Origin of the sequence: Massilia sp. CT11-137, assembly GCF_047302885.1 — a bacterium.
GTDB classification, from domain to species: Bacteria; Pseudomonadota; Gammaproteobacteria; order Burkholderiales; family Burkholderiaceae_D; genus Telluria; species Telluria orientalis.
Genome location: NZ_JBKYMP010000002.1, coordinates 1103842 through 1121495, shown reverse-complemented (window position 1 = coordinate 1121495; position 17654 = coordinate 1103842). Strand labels below are relative to the sequence as shown.

At 64.8% G+C, this 17654-nt stretch carries 11 protein-coding genes; 4 read left to right on the top strand and 7 right to left on the bottom strand.

Annotated elements, in window-relative coordinates; genetic code table 11:
* Nucleotides 1-89: 89 nt before the first annotated feature.
* Nucleotides 90-2885, bottom strand: coding sequence for a TonB-dependent receptor domain-containing protein (locus tag ACEN98_RS21785; protein ID WP_413387044.1), 2796 nt, complete (start codon nt 2883-2885; stop codon nt 90-92).
* Nucleotides 2886-3701: 816 nt separating this feature from the next.
* On the opposite strand from ACEN98_RS21785, the gene ACEN98_RS21780 reads away from it, so the two are divergent.
* Nucleotides 3702-5318: an NAD(P)/FAD-dependent oxidoreductase gene (locus tag ACEN98_RS21780; protein ID WP_413387043.1), complete on the top strand. Its 1617-nt coding sequence runs from the start codon at nt 3702-3704 to the stop codon at nt 5316-5318.
* A 299-nt stretch (nt 5319-5617) separates the two neighbouring features.
* Nucleotides 5618-8305, top strand: coding sequence for a TonB-dependent receptor (locus tag ACEN98_RS21775; RefSeq protein ID WP_413387042.1), 2688 nt, complete (start codon nt 5618-5620; stop codon nt 8303-8305).
* Between the two features lie 85 nt (nt 8306-8390).
* Here ACEN98_RS21775 and corA read toward each other — a convergent pair whose 3' ends face one another.
* The 5 genes from corA to glnA form a co-directional block, all read right to left on the bottom strand.
* Nucleotides 8391-9359 (bottom strand): magnesium/cobalt transporter CorA, encoded by a 969-nt coding sequence (gene corA / locus ACEN98_RS21770; RefSeq protein ID WP_371763656.1) that lies wholly within the window; start codon nt 9357-9359, stop codon nt 8391-8393.
* Between the two features lie 123 nt (nt 9360-9482).
* The gene (ntrC, locus tag ACEN98_RS21765; protein WP_413387041.1) at nt 9483-10991 is read right to left on the bottom strand and encodes a nitrogen regulation protein NR(I); all 1509 of its coding nucleotides are present in this window, start codon (nt 10989-10991) and stop codon (nt 9483-9485) included.
* Between the two features lie 63 nt (nt 10992-11054).
* Nucleotides 11055-12140 carry a nitrogen regulation protein NR(II) gene (glnL, locus tag ACEN98_RS21760; RefSeq protein WP_413387040.1) on the bottom strand — a complete coding sequence of 362 codons (1086 nt, stop codon included), beginning with the start codon at nt 12138-12140 and terminating at the stop codon, nt 11055-11057.
* A 1-nt stretch (nt 12141) separates the two neighbouring features.
* Nucleotides 12142-12663, bottom strand: a complete 522-nt coding sequence (locus ACEN98_RS21755) for a DUF4124 domain-containing protein (RefSeq protein WP_413387039.1) — start codon at nt 12661-12663, stop codon at nt 12142-12144.
* Nucleotides 12664-12819: 156 nt separating this feature from the next.
* Nucleotides 12820-14235 (bottom strand): type I glutamate--ammonia ligase, encoded by a 1416-nt coding sequence (gene glnA / locus ACEN98_RS21750; protein ID WP_413337478.1) that lies wholly within the window; start codon nt 14233-14235, stop codon nt 12820-12822.
* Between the two features lie 317 nt (nt 14236-14552).
* Here glnA and ACEN98_RS21745 point away from each other — a divergent pair, with 317 nt between their 5' ends.
* Together ACEN98_RS21745 and ACEN98_RS21740 are read left to right on the top strand one after the other, a co-directional pair.
* A complete protein-coding gene (locus tag ACEN98_RS21745) occupies nt 14553-15011 on the top strand; it encodes a rhodanese-like domain-containing protein (RefSeq protein WP_413387038.1) in 459 nt (152 codons plus the stop codon).
* Nucleotides 15012-15111: 100 nt separating this feature from the next.
* The gene (locus tag ACEN98_RS21740; RefSeq protein WP_413387037.1) at nt 15112-16197 is read left to right on the top strand and encodes a hypothetical protein; all 1086 of its coding nucleotides are present in this window, start codon (nt 15112-15114) and stop codon (nt 16195-16197) included.
* Between the two features lie 103 nt (nt 16198-16300).
* Here ACEN98_RS21740 and ACEN98_RS21735 read toward each other — a convergent pair whose 3' ends face one another.
* A complete protein-coding gene (locus tag ACEN98_RS21735; protein ID WP_413387036.1) occupies nt 16301-17644 on the bottom strand; it encodes a TAXI family TRAP transporter solute-binding subunit in 1344 nt (447 codons plus the stop codon).
* Between the last annotated feature and the right edge of the window lie 10 nt (nt 17645-17654).

Genomic DNA, 17654 nt, shown 5'->3' with positions numbered 1-17654 from the left:
GTCCGGACAAAAAAAAGCCGCCCCGCAGTGGACGATGTCCATTGCGGGGCGGTCGGCAGCCCGGCGGCGCCGGGCTCAGGATCGCATCGTCAGAACGTGTAGTTCAGGCCGAGGCTGTAGAAACGGCCCACGGCGCCGGCCTGGTGCAGCGACGCGTTGTACGCGGTTTGCGTACCCGAGTTGCCGTAGGTGGCCACGTCGATCGGCGGCTGGCGGTCAAACAGGTTCAGGATCGAACCCTTCAGCGTCAGGTTCTGGCTCAGCTTGTACTGCAGGTTCAGGTTGGTCGTCGTGAACGACGCAACGTGGCAGTAGTAGGCCGGCTGATCCAGGCCGTCGAAGTACAGGCGGCCGCCGACGTCGCCTGCGGTCGTCGCGCAGTCGTTCGCCGGGATCGCCGGGTCCAGGGTCGTGAAGTCGCTCGTGTAGTTGACCGTCGCCGTGATGTCCAGCGGACCGCGGGCGTAACCCAGCGTGAACTGGGCGCGGTCTTTCGGGCTGCCCGTTGCACCGGACACGACCGACGGACCATGCGTGCCGGCCAGCTGGAACGACGTGCCCGCCACCTCAGTGATGTAGCTGAACGTATGGGCAGCGCTCAGGTTTGCACGCACGATGCCCATGTCGCTCGGCAGGCGCCAGCGGTAGCCCACATCCGCTTCGATACCGCTCGTCTTGGTCGAGCCGGCATTGATGTACGGCGACAGCGCGTACTGGATCGGACCGACGACCGGCGTGCCCACGGCAGTGCCGGTGCCGACGCCGGTCGCGATATCGACCGGCAGGGCCGGCGCACGCACCCAGACCGGGACGTACGACGGGTCGTTACCGGCCGACGTCACGACCTGGTTGTTGACCTTGATGTTGTAGTAGTCCAGGGTCGCGTTCAGGCCGCGGATCGGCTCGGCGACGATACCCAGCGTGAACGATTTCGATTTCTCGGGCGACAGGTCCTTGCTGGTCGACTGCACGTAGATCGGCGAGATGCCGCATGCGGTCGGTACGTTGCCTTTCGTCGTCTTCTTGCCGTCCGGGCACAGGATCGGGTCGCTGATCGTGTTGAACGTGAAGATCGAACCGGCGTTGCCCACCTCGGCCGGGTTCGGCGCGCGGAAGCCGCGGGCGAACGTGCCGCGCACGGCGAACGACTGGACCGGGGTCCACTTGAAGCTGGCCGCCGGCGTGAACGAATTGCCGTAGGTGTCGTAGTGGTCGTAGCGGCTCGAGACGTGCAGCTCGAGGCTCTTGATGGGGCTCGCCTGCAGTTCGGCGAAGACGGCCGAGTTGGTCTCGTCGCCGATCACGAACGCGGTCGTGCTGGCAACCGTGCCGTTCGCGGTGAGCGAGGCCGGCGGCGCGTTCTGCTCACGCTTGTGCCAGTGCACGCCGGCCGCCAGGGCCAGCGGGCCCGCGCCCAGCTGCATCAGTTCGCGCGAACCGACGAGGTCCAGGTAGTTCAGCTTCGATTCCAGCGAGTTCGAGAAGCGCGGCGAGATCTGCGCGACCAGGGACGGGTCGTTGCCGCCGATCGGGTTCCACGTGCCGTTGCGCAGCGCCGTGTACAGGGCGAAGCGGTTCACGTAGCCGCTGTAGTCGATGTCGGTCTTGACCTTGGTGATGCCGCCGGCGGCGTTGATGTCCCAGCCGTAGGCGCTGCCGTGCAGGTCGAGGGCGAATCGGGTGGTCGTCGCCGTGTTGTCCAGCGTGCGGTCCGGATCGACGTCCGGGATGTAGCCGTACAGGCGGGCATTGTTTGCGTACGGATTCGTGAAGCCGTTGCCGACCGCGGCGCCCGGTGCGAACAGGGTCGAGCCGAACGCGTTGACGCCCGGCGTTGCCGAGCCTTGCGCGACGACCGTGTTGCCGTTGAACGCGGTCGGGCTGTACGCCAGGTACGGCGTGCCGCGGTTGTTCAGGCTCTTGCGCTGGAACATCGAGCCCTTGAAGGCCAGTTCCCAGTCCTGGTTCAGCTTCTTGGTCAGGCCAACCAGCAGGTTGATGTTCTCCGTTTCCGGCTGGATGAAACCGTCGTTGTTGGTGACGGCGCACTCCCCTGCCATGTATTTCTGGTAGTTACACTTGGACGGGTCCAGGAAGGTGAAGTTGGCTGCGTTGTTGACGCCGCCGGTGCCCGACGGGTTGTACAGGAACGGCGTATTGGTGGGGGTGAGGAAGCTGTTGACCGCGGTCGGCACGCCCAGGTTCAGGTTGTTGCCGCCCCGCGAACGCCAGTCGGCGTTGTCCCATTCGAACTGCGAACGGTCCTTGACCTTGATGTTGCCCTGGCGGCGCCATTCGGCCGTCACGAAGGCGTTGTAGCCGTCGTTGTCCAGGTCGCCGATACCGGTGCTGATCGAGCCGCGGTGCGTCTTGCCGCCGCCGTGCTGCGTGTTGCCGGTTTCGGCCGCGAGGCGCGTGCCGTTCAGGTTTTTCTTCAGCTTGATGTTGACGACACCGGCAATCGCGTCCGAGCCGTACAGCGACGAGGCGCCGCTCTTCAGCACTTCGATGGAGTCGATGGCGTCGAATGGAATCGAGGAAACGTCGACGAAGGAACGTTGCGAGTCGTCCGACAGCGGATACGGGGCGAGGCGGTGGCCGTCGACGAGCACGAGGGTCGCGCCGACCGTCAGGCCGCGCAACGACACGCCCGAAGCGCCGTTCGCGAATGCGCCGGAGAAGCCGGTGCCGAGCGTGCCCTGGCCGTTGGCGGCGAGGTCGTTCAGCAGTTCGGCGACGGAGGTCTTGCCGCTTTTCTGGATGTCGGCGGCCGTCAACACCTGCACGGGGGTGGGAGTTTCGGTGTCGGTACGGCTGATCAGCGAACCGGTGACGACAACGCGCGCCGGGGTCTGGGCGCTGACTGCATCTTGCGTCTGCGCCATTGCTGGTGCTGCCAGCAACGCACCGCTGGCAAGAACGCACGAAATCGCCAATGGCATCGACTTCAATTTAAACGTCATGAATACTTCTCCTTCTCGGATCTCTCAAAGTGGTTTTTTACGTTCACCACATGCAGGCACGACGCTTACACGCGGGGGCGGCCAATCTGCGCCGCCCCCGCTTGCACCCCGTTGCCTGCAAAGGCTTTTGGCCTGGTGCGTTTAAACTACTGGTGACTTCCACACTAATTGCTGTGTTTTTTCATCATTCGCCCTGTAGGACGAACCCTCTCAATTAACGTTTTCTAGATATCAAACGTTACTGATTTGTCGATAAAACCATAGCAAAAGCAAAAGTGTCAATAAAGCACAATTGCCGAAATGTGTAGAAACAACACATTTAAAACGCCGAAGAATTCACGCTTTTCCCTGGTGCGGCGCAGCACCACAAAGGGTTTTGTTTTGAACAAATATTGCACTATCGAAGTGAGTCGCCAGAACTTGGCATGCATATTCGTTGCTTTCGATGCCGAATATCCTCAACGCACCGCAACAGGAAAATTCTGAACGTTACGCATTTCGGTTGGAAACGCGTTCCCTGCGTATGATGTTTACGTTGCCACCATGCGTGGGGGGAGCCCAACGTCGGTTGCTTGCCTACAACACAAAACGAGGGAAACAGGCTCATCCATCCGGTCATCGGATGCGGCCTTTCCTGCCGGTCCGGGTGGCCGATGCCTTATACTGGCGCCTGTACCGATCTGCCGCCGCCGGCACGGCGCCCGTCCGGCGCCGCCGCGCGCCGGCCCACCACTCATCATGCTGCGAATTAACGAACTCAAACTGCCCCTGAATCACCCCGACCACGCCCTGCGCGACGCCATCGTCGGCCGGCTTGGCATCGCCGGCGACGACCTGATCGACTTCACGGTCTACAAGCGCAGCTACGACGCGCGCAAGAAGACCGCCATCGTCCTGATCTACGCCCTCGACGTGGAAGTCCGCGACGAGGCGGCCGTGCTGGCCCGGCTGGCGCGCGATCCGCACATCGTCCCGGCGCCCGACACCGCCTACAAGTTCGTGACCAAGGCCCTGCCCGCACCGGGCACGCCGCGGCCGGTGATCGTGGGCATGGGTCCGTGCGGACTGTTCGTGGCGCTGATCCTGGCCCAGATGGGCTTCAAGCCGCTCGTGCTGGAACGCGGCAAGATCGTGCGCGAGCGTACCGTCGACACCTTCGGCTTCTGGCGCAAGCGCAAGCTGAACACGGAATCGAACGTGCAGTTCGGCGAAGGCGGCGCCGGCACCTTCTCGGACGGCAAGCTGTACAGCCAGGTCAAGGATCCGAAACACTATGGCCGCAAGGTCCTCAACGAATTCGTGAAGTCGGGCGCGCCGGAAGAAATCCTGTACGTCAGCAAGCCGCACATCGGCACGTTCCGTCTGGTGAAAATGGTGGAACAGATGCGCGCGGAAATCCTCGCGCTGGGCGGGGAAATCCGCTTCCAGACGCGCGTGGAAGACGTGCTGATCGAGGGTGAAGGCAATGCGCGCCAGGTCGTGGGCGTCAAGCTGCACACGGGCGAGACCATCCCGACCCGCCACCTCGTGATGGCCGTCGGCCACAGCGCGCGCGACACGTTCGAGATGCTGTACGACCGCGGCGTGTATGTCGAAGCAAAACCGTTCTCGATCGGCTTCCGCGTCGAGCACCCGCAATCGCTGATCGACGTCTGCCGCTTCGGCCCGAACGCCGGCAACAAGATCCTCGGCGCGGCCGACTACAAGATCGTCCACCATGCTTCCAACGGCCGCAGCGTGTACAGCTTCTGCATGTGCCCGGGCGGTACCGTCGTGGCCGCCTCGTCCGAGGAAGGCCGCGTCGTCACGAACGGCATGAGCCAGTATTCCCGCGCCGAGCGCAATGCCAACAGCGCGGTCGTCGTCGGCATCACTCCGGCCGACTATCCGGGCCATCCGCTGGCCGGCATCGCCTTCCAGCGCGAACTGGAATCGCGCGCCTTCGTGCTGGGCGGCAGCAATTACGATGCCCCGGGCCAGTTGATGGGCGACTTCGTGCGCGGCGTGCCGTCGAAAGAATTCGGCAGCGTGACGCCATCGTTCAAGCCGGCCGTGCACCTGACCGACCTCGCCCCGGCCCTGCCCGACTATGCCACCGTCGCGCTGCGCGAAGCCTTCGTCGCATTCGACAAGCAGATCAAGGGTTACTACAAGGAGGACGCCGTGCTGACCGGCGTCGAGACCCGCACGTCGTCGCCGATCCGCATCAAGCGCCATGACGACAACCTGCAGAGCCTGAACACGGCAGGGCTGTATCCGGCCGGCGAAGGCGCCGGCTACGCGGGCGGCATCATGTCGGCTGCGATCGATGGCATCCGCGTCGCGGAAGCCGTCGCACTGGCCATGGTCGGCTGATCTTCCACTGCCTCATCCCCGGCGCCGGTCGCACGGCCGGCGCCCGCCCGCATGGCCGAAACAACGTATTTCCGCCAATTGAGACATATGTACAAAAACATGTCGTACATACATACTTAATTTCACAAAGAAATATTGTTTCAGATTCTTACAAGCGCTAATGCAAATCTGTCTGTTTTTGACGTAATTACACCACAAATTTGCGTGAATTTTAGTTTCTGTGGTGTATGTTTACTGTTCTTGAAATATTGGCGATCCACTATTTCAAACTTGTAACCTACAAAAACAGGAACCAAGAGATGCTCACAGAAAAAACCATGGCGCGCACCCTGCGCCTCGTATTCTCCGGCACGACGCTGGCAGCCGGCTTCGGTTTTGCCGGCACCGCCCTGGCACAAACCCAGGAAGTGCAACAGGCGCCGATCGCGCGTGTGGAAATCACCGGCTCGGCGATCAAGCGTATCGATGCGGAAACGGCCGTACCCGTTACCGTGCTCCGTGTCGAAGACCTGAAGAAGGAAGGTCTCACCACCATCGAACAGGTGATGTCGAACCTGAGCGTCTCGCAAGCCCAGCAAGGCACCAGCCAGTCGGTCGGTTCCAGCACGGGCGGCGCATCGTTCGCCAACCTGCGCGGCATCGGCCAGAACAAGACCCTGGTGCTGCTGAACGGCCGCCGCCTGGCGAACAACGCCTACGACAGCTCGGCACCGGACCTGAACATGATCCCGTTCGCCGCGCTCGAGCGCGTCGAAGTGCTGCGCGACGGCGCATCGTCGCTGTACGGCTCCGACGCCGTGGGCGGCGTGATCAACTTCATCACGAAGAAAAACTACCAGGGCGGCAGTGCCACCTTCGGCGAAGACGTCCCGTCGCATGGCGGCGGCCGTTCGATCAACGCGAACGTCGCGCTGGGCTGGGGTGACCTGGATACGCAGGGCTGGAACGTCTCGGCCGTGATCGACCACCAGGAACAGTACCCGCTGACCGGCACCGACCGCTCGTACAACACCCGTTACCCGGGCGGCCTGTCGACGTCGACCTTCCCGGCCAACTACTACCAGGGCGGCGACAGCGTCAACCCGGCCGGCCCGGGCTGCACGACCGGCGTGCACACGATCCCGGACGGCGGTTCCGGCTGCATCATGACGACCTCGTCGTTCGTCGACTACATCCCGCGCAACATCCGCGACTCCGGCCTGATCCGCGGCACGCTGAAACTGGGCCAGCACGAACTGGGCGTCGAGTACCTGACGAGCCAGAGCGTCGTGGGCACCACCATCGCCCAGGTCCCGTACGGCGGCCTGTACATGAACCGCCTGCGCCCGGACGGCACGGCCAACCCGTACTACCCGGCCGGCCTGGACCCGACCTACACCGAACCGTTCATGCCGGCCGGCGTGAAGCCGGGCTTCGCGCACGTGAAATGGCGCGACATCCCGAACGGCGTGCGCCAGGACAAGAACACGAACCGCCAGCAACGCCTGGTCGTCTCGCTCAACGGCAACGTCGCCGGTTGGGACTATGACGGCGCCGTCTCGTGGAACGAGAACCGCGTGCAGGAGCAGCTGTTCGGCTACAGCGACGGCGGCCTCATCACCCAAGGCGTCCGCGACGGCATCATCAACCCGTTCGGCGAACAGTCCGCCGCCGGCACCGCACTGCTGAACTCGGCCGCACTGTCGGGCACCATCCAGACCGCGCGCGGCCAGACCACGGGCCTCGACTTCCACGCCAGCCGCGAGCTGGGCGACTGGCTGAACGCCGGCCGCGGCGCCGCCGTGGCGCTGGGCGCGCAAACGACGTACGACAAGTTCACGAGCGCCGCGAATACCGAGTTCGCCGAGAAGGTCGTCGCTTCGACCGGTATCGACCCGAACACGCTCAACTCGGGCTCGCGTCACACGTACGCCGTCTACGGCGAACTGAACGTGCCGATCCTCAAGACCCTGGACGTGACGGGCTCGGTCCGCTACGACAAGTACAGCGACTTCGGCAACACGACGAACCCGAAAGTGTCGTTCCGCTGGCAGCCGACGCAGGCCGTGCTGGTGCGTGGTTCGTACTCGACCGGCTTCCGTGCCCCGTCGCTGTACGACATCCACTCGGCCCAGACCTTCACCAACAGCGCCGGCACGTATGACGACCCGGTCAACTGCCCGGGCGGCACCCCGCTGCCTGGCCACTCGCGCGCCGCGAACTGCGGCCAGCAGTTCCAGGTGCTGGGTGGCGGCAACCCCGCGCTGCAGCCCGAGAAGTCGAAGAACGCCACGTTGGGCATCATGATCGAGCCGCTGAAAGGCCTGAGCGTCGGCGTCGACGTCTGGGCCCTGAAGCTGGACCACCAGATCGGCGTGCTGAGCCTGGACGACATCTTCGCCGACAACGTCAAGTACGGCTCCCGGTACCACCGCAACCCGGCCGGCGAACTGTCGGTGGACGGTTCGCAGTGCCCGAACCCGGCGACCTGCGGCTACATCGAGCGCCTGAACGAGAACCTGGGCGGCATCATCACCAACGGTATCGACCTGTCGGCCAACTACCGCCTGCGCAGCGCCGGCTACGGCACGTTCTCGTTCGCGTCGAACACGACCTACGTCCACAAGTACGAGTACCAGAACACGGAAGGCGGCGAGTGGCACCAGAACGTCGGCGTGTACTCGGGCACGGGTCCGGTGTTCCGCTGGCAGTCGACCAACAACGTGGTGTGGAACCGCGACGCCTGGTCGGCCGGCCTGACCGCCCGCTACAAGAGCGGCTACATCGACCAGGATCCGACCAACCACGTCGCTTCCTACACGACGTTCGACCTGTTCGGCGCATGGCAGCAGAAGAAGGGCCTGGGCCTGACCGTCGGCGTGCGCAACCTGCTGGACAAGGATCCGCCGCTGTCGTACCAGGACTACACGTTCCAGGCCGGCTACGATCCGCGTTACACGGATCCGCTGGGCCGCACCTTCTACGCGCGCGTGAACTACACGTTCTAAGCTGAACCGCTCGTAGAAAATCGAACGCCCGGTGTTCGCACCGGGCGTTTTTCGTTCTGGCGGGCTCGGGGAGTCCACCGAACGCTTACAACCAGCCTGCCTTCTTGAAGAGCCGGTACAGGTAGGCGCACACGCCGACCATGACGGCGAGCGCCATCGGATAGCCCCACTTCCACTCCAGCTCGGGCATGTACTTGAAATTCATGCCCCACACGCCCGCGAACGCCGTGAACACGGCGAAGATCGCGGCCCACGCGGCCAGGCGTTTGTTCACTTCGCTCTCGTCGATCGAGACCATCGACAGGTTCACCTGGATCGCGGTGCTGATCGTGTCGCGGATCGCGTCGAGGCGCCCGGCGATACGGATCAGGTGGTCGTGCACGTCGCGGAAATAATCCTCGGTGCCCTGCACGAGCGGCGGGACGCGGCCGCCGTGCAGCCGGCCGATCGCTTCCAGCAGCGGGAACACGGCGTGGCGCAGCACGAGCCCCTTGCGCTTCAATTGGTACAGGCGCTCGACGTTCTCGCGCTGGGCGCCGTGCGTGAAGATGCGGTCCTCGACGGTTTCGAGTTCGGATTCGAGCATGTCCACGACGGGGAAGTAGCGGTCGACGACGGCGTCCATCAGCGCGTACATGACGAAGGCCGAGCCCATCTTCAGCAGATGCGGTTCGCGCTCGGCGCGCGCACGCACGCCCAAAAAGCCCTTGGCGGAATCGCGGCGCACGGACAGGACGTAGTTCGTGCCGGCGAAGATCGCCAGCTCGCCGGTGGCAACGTGGTCGCCATCGACGAGGTCGAGCATGTGCACGACGGTGAACAGGCAGTCGCCGTATTCCTCGATCTTGGGGCGCTGGTGGCCGCGCGCGGCATCTTCCACGGCCAGTTCGTGCAGGCTGAACTCTTCCTTCATCTGCGCCATTTCGGCGTCGGTGGCGTCGCGCAGCGCAACCCAGACGAAGCAGCCGGGTTTGCAGAGGTAGTCGCTGATGTCCTCGACGGGAATGTCGGACAGCTTCTTGCCTTCCTGGTAGGCGACACAGTTGATCAGCATGTCATCGGAACGTTGTTGCTAGGATGACAGAGCTTACACCATCAGTCCGCGTGGGCACAGGGTGCCCACCCAACGCAGATCGGTAGGGTGGGCTCCCCGAGCCCACGGGTTCAACAATACGGGTTACTCGTCCTTTGCCCCATCAATGCCGAGCTCGGCAATCTTGCGCGTGATGGTATTGCGCCCGATCCCGAGCCGGATCGCCGCGTCGTTCTTGCGGCCGTGCGTGTGCTTCAGCGCCGTACGGATCAGTGCGGATTCGAACTGGCGGCCCAGCACGTCCATCACCTCGACCTGCCCTTCCGACAGCATGCGCGCGGCCTGCAGTTCCAGCAGGCCGATCCAGCCGTCGGCGCCGTTCGGCGGCGCGCCCGGTTCGGCATGGTGCACGATGCTGGAAGACGGCGCCGCCAGCGAGACCGTGCCCACGCCCGAACTGATGCCGACGGCGAACCCGTTGCCTCCGGCCGGCACGGGTTGCGCCTGGGTCAGGTCGCGCGGCAGGTCCTTCACTTCGACCGTCTGCCCCGGCGCCATCACCGTGATCCAGTTGCACAGGTTTTCCAGCTGGCGCACGTTGCCGGGGAGCTCGAGGCCGGTGAGGAAGCGCAGCGCGTCGTCGCTCATGCGCTTGGTCTCGACGCCCAATTGGCGTGCACTCTGCACCAGGAAGTGGCGCACCAGAATGGGGATGTCTTCGCGCCGCTCGCGCAGGCTGGGCAGGCGCAGGCGGATCACGTTCAGGCGGTGATACAAGTCTTCGCGGAACAGGCCGTCGCGCACGCGCTGTTCCAGGTTCTGGTGCGTGGCCGCGATCACGCGCACGTTGGCCTTCACCGGCTGGTGGCCGCCCACGCGATAAAAATGGCCGTCGGACAGCACGCGCAGCAAGCGCGTCTGCAGGTCGAACGGCATGTCGCCGATCTCGTCGAGGAACAGGGTGCCGTTCTCGGCCTGCTCGAAGCGGCCGCGCCGCATCGCCTGCGCGCCGGTGAACGCGCCGCGCTCGTGGCCGAACAGTTCCGATTCCAGCAGGTCCTTCGGGATCGCGGCCGTGTTGAGCGCGATGAACGGCTGCTGCGCGCGCGGGCTGTGCTTGTGCAGCGCGCGCGCGACGAGTTCCTTGCCGGTGCCCGATTCGCCCGTGATGAGCACCGTCACGTTCGACTGCGACAGGCGGCCGATGGCGCGGAAGACTTCCTGCATCGCGGGCGCCTGGCCCAGGATCTCGGGGGTTTCGGACGGCGCGATGTCGACGCTGGTCTCGCGCAGGCTCTCCTCGAGCGCGCGGCGGATCAGGGCGACGGCCTTGTCGATGTCGAACGGCTTGGCCAGGTATTCGAAGGCGCCGCCCTGGAACGAGGCGACGGCGGAGTCGAGGTCGGAAAAGGCGGTGATGACGATGACCGGCAGGCCGGGATGGCGTTCCTTGACGGCCGCCAGCAGGTCCAGGCCCGATTCGCCCGGCATGCGGATGTCGGACACCAGCACCTGCGGCGTGTCCGTTTCGAATGCCGCCAGCGCTTCGCGGCCGCTGGCAAAACTCCGGGTGGCGAGGTTCTCGCGCGCCAGGGCCTTTTCCAGCACCCAGCGGATCGATGCATCGTCGTCGACAATCCAGATTGGTTTCATGTAATTCTACTTCCCGCGAAGGTTCAAGGGGGATTGCCGGGCACGCCCCTCGTCTTCACCCGCTTATGGCAGGGGAATCAGGATGCGGAAATCCGTCAATCCAGGCCGGCTCTCGCACTCGACCATGCCCAGGTGCTGTTGCACGAAGGTCTGTGCCAAGGTCAGCCCGAGACCGCTGCCGCCTTCGCGCCCGGAGACGAGCGGGTAGAAGATGCGGTCGCGGATATCGGGGGCGATGCCCGGTCCGTTGTCGATGATATGCAAGTCTAATGCCAGGCCGTAACGGACCTTCGCCAGGGTCACCTGGCGCGCCACGCGCGTGCGCAGGACGATCTCGGCGTCGCCCGCCGCGATGCGCGCGCGCAGGGCCTGGGCGGCGTTGTGGACGATGTTCAGGACCGTCTGGATCAGTTGTTCCTTGTCGCCGCGGAACTCGGGAATCGACGCATCGTAATCGCGCCGGATCGCGAGGCCCGACGGGAATTCGGCCAGCACGAGGCTGCGCACGCGCTCGCACACTTCGTGGATGTTGACGTCGCCCACGATGTGCGGGCGGCGGTGCGGCGCCAGCAGGCGGTCGACGAGCGTCTGCAGCCGGTCGGCCTCCTTGATGATCACCTGCGTGTATTCGCGCAGCGAACTCAGGTGCACGTCCGGCAGCTCCAGCTCCAGCAGCTGGGCCGCGCCGCGGATGCCGCCCAGCGGGTTCTTGATCTCGTGGGCGAGATTGCGGATGAGTTCCTTGTTGGCCAGGCTCTGGTCGAGCAGGCGCTCCTCGCGGTCGGTCTTCAGTTGCTGGACGTTCTCGCGCAGCTCGACGACGACCTCGGCCTCGCCCGCCGCACTAACGATACTGTGCACGTGCAGCGGGTCGCGCGCGGGGCGGAACAGCGTCAGGTCCTGGCGCAGGTCGGCATACTTGTGGGCGATCGCCTGTTCGCACAGGACACCCAGTTCGTCGCCGTTCGTGAACAGCCCGACCAGCTTCTGCCGCGACAGCGATTTGGCGGACATGTCGAGCAGGTGCTCGGCGGCCGGGTTAGCGTAGCGAACGAGCCCATCGGCATCCGCCACCAGCACGGCGGAGGCGAGCATGTCGAGGCCTGCGAAACGGTCGTGCTGGAGAAGTTGGGCCGATGTCCCGTTCATGTCATTTGATGTTGGCGATCTCGCGCTTGAGCGCTTCCACGTTCTTTTCGCTGCGGCCGATGTTGTCGCGCATCTGGGCCACGCGTTCCTGGTACTTCGCGTAATTCTTTTCGTTGCCCTGGCGTTCCGGCTCGCCGTTGTTATAGTCGCGCTTCAGGTCCGCCAGCTTGCGCTCCTCGGCACGCAATTCGTCCTCGAGGATCGTGCGGCGGTCGTCGTCGCGCGCCTTCTGCGTGGCCGTGTCCACCCGCGGGAAGCCGGCGGGATTCGGACTCGCGGCCGCGGGGCGCCCTGCCCCCTGGCGCATCGTCACCGCGGGCGCGGCGCGCGGCGCCGGTGCGGGTGTGGATGCGACATAACCCGGCAGGTCGAGCACCTTGCAGCCCGGTTTATTGATGTCGGTGAACTCCACCCGGCCGTTCTGGTCGACGCATTTGTAGATGACGGAATCGGCCCGCGCCTCGTGCGCGGCAAGTCCTGCGAGCAACAACAGACGCAGGAGGAAGCAGCTTGTCATTCGCATCAGGTCAGTCTGGATGCATGGTTGGGAAGCTTCCGACTATACCCCATCCAGTAAAAAACGCGAGGCAGCCGGCTGGCTTTCCCCGCGTTTTCGTTACCGTGTGGATACACTCCGGTGTCAATCGTTTCCAATCCGACACCGGGTGATGCCAACGAATTACGACGAGTAGTACATGTCGAATTCGGCCGGGTGCGGGGTCATGCGCAGACGCTGGACTTCCTGCATCTTCAGGTCGATGTAGGCGTCGAGCATGGCATCGCTGAACACGCCGCCGCGGGTCAGGAACTCGCGGTCCTTGTTCAGGGCGTCCAGCGCTTCTTCCAGCGACGAGCAGACCGTCGGGATCAGCTTGTCTTCTTCCGGCGGCAGGTGGTACAGGTCTTTCGTTGCTGCTTCGCCCGGGTGGATCTTGTTCTGGATACCGTCCAGGCCGGCCATCAGCAGGGCTGCGAAGCACAGGTAGACGTTGGCCAGCGGGTCCGGGAAGCGGGTCTCGATGCGGCGGCCTTTCGGGTTCGCCACGTGCGGGATGCGGATCGATGCCGAACGGTTCTTGGCCGAGTAAGCCAGCTTGACCGGGGCTTCGTAGCCCGGCACCAGGCGCTTGTACGAGTTCGTGCCCGGGTTGGTGATGGCGTTCAGGGCCTTGGCGTGCTTGATGATGCCGCCGATGTAGAACAGGGCCGTTTCCGACAGGCCGGCATAGCCGTCGCCGGCGAACAGGTTCTTACCGTCTTTCCAGATCGACTGGTGGACGTGCATGCCCGAGCCGTTGTCGCCGTTCATCGGCTTCGGCATGAAGGTGGCGGTCTTGCCGTAGCTGTGGGCCACGTTCCAGATCACGTACTTCAGGTTCTGCGTCCAGTCGGCGCGCTCGACCAGGGTCGAGAACTTGGTGCCCAGCTCCATCTGGCCGGCGCCCGCCACTTCATGGTGGTGCACTTCGACCGGGATGCCCAGCGATTCGAGGATCAGCGAGATTTCCGAACGCATGTCCTGGAAGCTGTCGACCGGCGGGACCGGGAAGTAGCCGCCCTTGACGGTCGGACGGTGGCCGCTGTTGCCGCCTTCGAATTCCTTGTCGGTCGACCAGGAGGCTTCTTCCGAATCGATCTTGACGAAGCAGCCCGACATGTCGACTTTCCAGCGGACGGAGTCAAAAATGAAGAATTCCGGTTCCGGGCCGAAGTAGGCGGTGTCGCCGATGCCCGACGATTTCAGGTACGCTTCGGCGCGCTTGGCGATCGAGCGCGGGTCGCGGTCATAGCCCTTGCCGTCCGACGGTTCGATCACGTCGCACTGCATGAACACGGTCGTCTCTTCAAAGAACGGGTCGATGTTCGCGGTGTTCGGGTCAGGGATCAGCAGCATGTCCGATGCTTCGATGCCTTTCCAGCCGGCGATCGACGAGCCGTCGAATGCGTGGCCGGATTCAAACTTGTCTTCGTCGAAGTGCGAGATGGGAACGGTCACGTGCTGTTCCTTGCCGCGGGTATCGGCGAAACGCAAATCAACGAACTTGACTTCGTTGTCCTTCAGCATCTGCATTACATCTGCGGCGGTCCTTGCCATTCCAGTATCTCCTAAGTCAAAAAGGGGTGTCGATGCCAACCGGGCATGCGACAGGCGCATAACCTTCTAAGCAGAAATTATGCCAGCATTTTTCCATGAGCAAATAAATAATGATTACTTTGAGGGCGCTCAATTTGCCCCTTAAAATCAATGACACCTTAAGCGTGCACGATCTTGGCGCAAGCTCGTCCATACGCACCAAACAAGTGCAATTTTTCGAGTATGCACCAAACTGATGCGCAATGCACCAAAAGTGCGAGCCCTAGCTTAGCAACGACCCGCGACGGTGCGCAACCACCCTACAAGGAATTGATGACATGACTACGACCGACGAGATCCTCGCGAACGCCAGGGCCCGCGCGCCCGGCCAGCCGTACGCGGGCGCCGTCACGCCCCAGGAAGCGTTCGAGCTCCTGCAAGCGGACCCCAGGGTGAAACTGGTCGACGTGCGCACGAATGCGGAACGCGACTGGGTCGGCCGCCCCGCGATCCCGGAAACCCAGCACGGCGCCGTGCAATGGACGCTGTACCCCGGTGGTGCGCCGAACCCCGATTTCGTGACCCAGCTGCAGAACGTGGCCACCCCGGATGACGTCGTGCTGTTCCTGTGCCGTTCCGGCGTGCGTTCGCGCCACGCCGCGCGCACCGCCACGGAACTGGGCTACCAGAATGCGTTCGACATCCTGGAAGGCTTCGAGGGCGATCGCGATCCGGAAGGCCACCGCAAGACGGTCGGCGGCTGGTGCAAGGCCGGCCTGCCCTGGATCGGCGCCTGAACTTTCGCCCGGCCTCCCGGTCGCACGTGAGAATCGCAGAGATTCGCCACGCCGCGCGCGTGCTAGCATGCGGGCTCACTGCTGACCTGGAGATGTAGCCATGACGACCCCATCCGCTGTCCCTGCCCGCCTGCGCGTGCGCCTCCTGTGCGCGGGTGTCGCGGCGCTGCTGTGCGCGTGCGGTCCCGGCGGGCCGAAGCGCGAGACGGACGACGGCGACGGCGGCGATTCCGGGCCGGGCACCGGGATCAGCGTGCTGGCCGGCGATGCCGCCACCGGCGGCACGGCGGACAAGAAAGGCACGGCGGCCCGCTTCAACACGCCGCGCGGCCTGGCCGTCGACACCAACGGCAACGTGTACGTGGCGGACGAAGGCAACCTCACGATCCGCAAGATCGCTCCGGACGGCACGGTCAGCCTGTTCGCCGGCCTGGCGGGCGCCAGCGGCACGGCCGACGGCAAGGGCAACCGCGCCCGCTTCACGCAACCCACCGCCGTCACGATCGACGGCAGCGGCGACCTGTACGTCCTGGACGGCGCGACCATCCGCAAGATCACGTCGGACGGCACCGTCACCACCGTGACCCGGCTCTCGTTCGGCAATTTCGGCATCGACCCGCAGAACATCCCGGCCGGGATCGCGGCCGACAACGACGGCAACCTGTACGTCACGTCGGGCGTCGACACGCGCCGCATCCCGATCGCGAATCCGAACCGCGCCACGACGCTCGAAACGGGCGCCGTCGCGTCCATCTACGGCACGGGCCAGCTGGTGCCGCGCGGCGTGGTCGTCGATCCCGACGGCACCGTGTACGTGGCCGACCTGTTCCGCACCCTCAGCCGTGCCACGTCCGGCGCCACCGCGCTCACGACCTTCGTCGGCGCGCGCAACCAGGCCGGCAACGCCGACGGCAATGCGTCGACCGCCCGCTTCCAGCAGCTGATCGCGCTTGCCATCGACAAGAACGGCAATCTGTACGGCGCCGATGCCATCAACAACACGGTGCGCAAGATCACGACGCCGGACGGCATCGTCGCGACGCCCGCCGGCCTGGCCGCGTCGACGACGCTGCGGACCGGCAAGCTGCCCGGCAGCTTCGCGCAGCTGCGCGGCATCGCGGTCGACGGCAGCGGCACGTTGTACGCGACGTCGGGCAACGCCATCGTGAAAATCGTGTTGCCGTAGGGTGGGCACCCCGTGCCCACGCGTGACGCATGCGGTTTGTTGGCGCCACGCGTGACGCGTGCGGTTTGTTGGCGCCACGCGTGACGTATGCGATGTGCCGCCGTTACGCGAGTGCGATCCGCACGCGCTGGCGCACGAAGTTGATGTGGCTGCGCAGGCCATATAACGCATCCGCGTACGCGAGCGGGATCGAGATGTGGTTGACGCGCTGCTCGATACCGTCGAGGCGGCGCAGCAGCTCCTCCCGTGCCTCGTCGCGGTGCTCGTCCTTCGCGTTTTCCAGCGCCTGCTCGACGGCGCGCAACTCGCCGTACCAGCGGTACACACGCGAGCGGATGCGCCACACGTACAGCGGCGGCACGATCTTCGACAGCGGAATGATCAGCGCCGCCAGCGCCACCACGACGACCCACAGCCGGTCGAACAGGTTCGCCAGCCAGAACGACAGGTAGCGCTGCAGGAACGGCGGACCGTCGCGGTAGTATTTCGCCGCCTCCCGCGCCACCGGGATCTCCGTGTAGCGCGGCGACGGGAATTGGCCCTGCTGCTGGAACCAGCCCGTCCCGCCATGAATCTCCGTGGCCGCCTTGACGAACAAATCGATCAGCGCGGGATGCAGGTCCTCGCGCGCGACCAGCGTGGCCGTGGGCGCGATCAAATGAAAATCCTGGGCCGGGATGTCGCGTCCGAGGTCGACGATTCCGCGTGGCAGCACGACGTGCGTGAGGAACGGCAGCCGGCGCGTGTACGCCTCCGCCTGGCGGAAGTTGAACAGGCGGATGCCCGGCGTCTGCAGCAGCATCTGGATCAACGGCGCTTCCGGCGCGGAGCTGAACACGAGGCCATCGATATGCCCCGCCAGCAGCTCCACGGTGGCGGGCGTGTTCTCGAGCGCGGAGAGCTTCAGCTGGCGCGGCTCCAGGCCGTTCACGGCGAGGACCTGGCGGAACAGCTTCGGCACGCCCGTCCCTTCCGGCCCGAGGTTGATGCGCAGGCCTTTCAGCTGCACGATGCTGTCCATGTCGCGCTTGCGGCCGTGCGCATCGCGCTCGCGCAGGAATAGCCAGACGGGTTCCGTGAACAGGCTGCCCAGCGACACGAGGCCGCGCCGCTCGGCCTGCGCCTCGCTCGTCGACCCGCTCTGCACGAACGCGATATCGGCCTTGCCTTCGATGAGGCGCTGCAGGTTGTCTTCCGATCCGAGCGTGCGCTGGGCATCGACCTTGATGCCGTCGCGGGCGAGGATGGTCGCGTACTTGCGGCCGAATTCCTCGTACGCGCTGTTCTCCTGCCCCGTCGCGAGGATCACGTGGCGCGGCGGCGCGGGGTCGACGACGATGTATGCGACGATGCACGCGGCCAGCACGAGCACGGCCGTCGGCGCGACCGCCACCAGCAGGTCGCGCAACGAGACGAGACTGAATTTACGCAGCGGGAGCCGCTTCATGCGGCCCGGC

Coding starts and splice junctions, on each gene's coding strand:
- ACEN98_RS21780 (WP_413387043.1), top strand. CDS start 3,702: ATGCTGCGAATTAACGAACTCAAACTGCCCCTGAATCACCCCGACCAC.
- ACEN98_RS21785 (WP_413387044.1), bottom strand. CDS start 2,885: ATGGCGCAGACGCAAGATGCAGTCAGCGCCCAGACCCCGGCGCGCGTT.
- glnL (WP_413387040.1), bottom strand. CDS start 12,140: ATGAACGGGACATCGGCCCAACTTCTCCAGCACGACCGTTTCGCAGGC.
- ACEN98_RS21735 (WP_413387036.1), bottom strand. CDS start 17,644: ATGAAGCGGCTCCCGCTGCGTAAATTCAGTCTCGTCTCGTTGCGCGAC.
- glnA (WP_413337478.1), bottom strand. CDS start 14,235: ATGGCAAGGACCGCCGCAGATGTAATGCAGATGCTGAAGGACAACGAA.
- corA (WP_371763656.1), bottom strand. CDS start 9,359: ATGCTGATCAACTGTGTCGCCTACCAGGAAGGCAAGAAGCTGTCCGAC.
- ACEN98_RS21755 (WP_413387039.1), bottom strand. CDS start 12,663: ATGCGAATGACAAGCTGCTTCCTCCTGCGTCTGTTGTTGCTCGCAGGA.
- ACEN98_RS21745 (WP_413387038.1), top strand. CDS start 14,553: ATGACTACGACCGACGAGATCCTCGCGAACGCCAGGGCCCGCGCGCCC.
- ACEN98_RS21740 (WP_413387037.1), top strand. CDS start 15,112: ATGACGACCCCATCCGCTGTCCCTGCCCGCCTGCGCGTGCGCCTCCTG.
- ntrC (WP_413387041.1), bottom strand. CDS start 10,991: ATGAAACCAATCTGGATTGTCGACGACGATGCATCGATCCGCTGGGTG.
- ACEN98_RS21775 (WP_413387042.1), top strand. CDS start 5,618: ATGCTCACAGAAAAAACCATGGCGCGCACCCTGCGCCTCGTATTCTCC.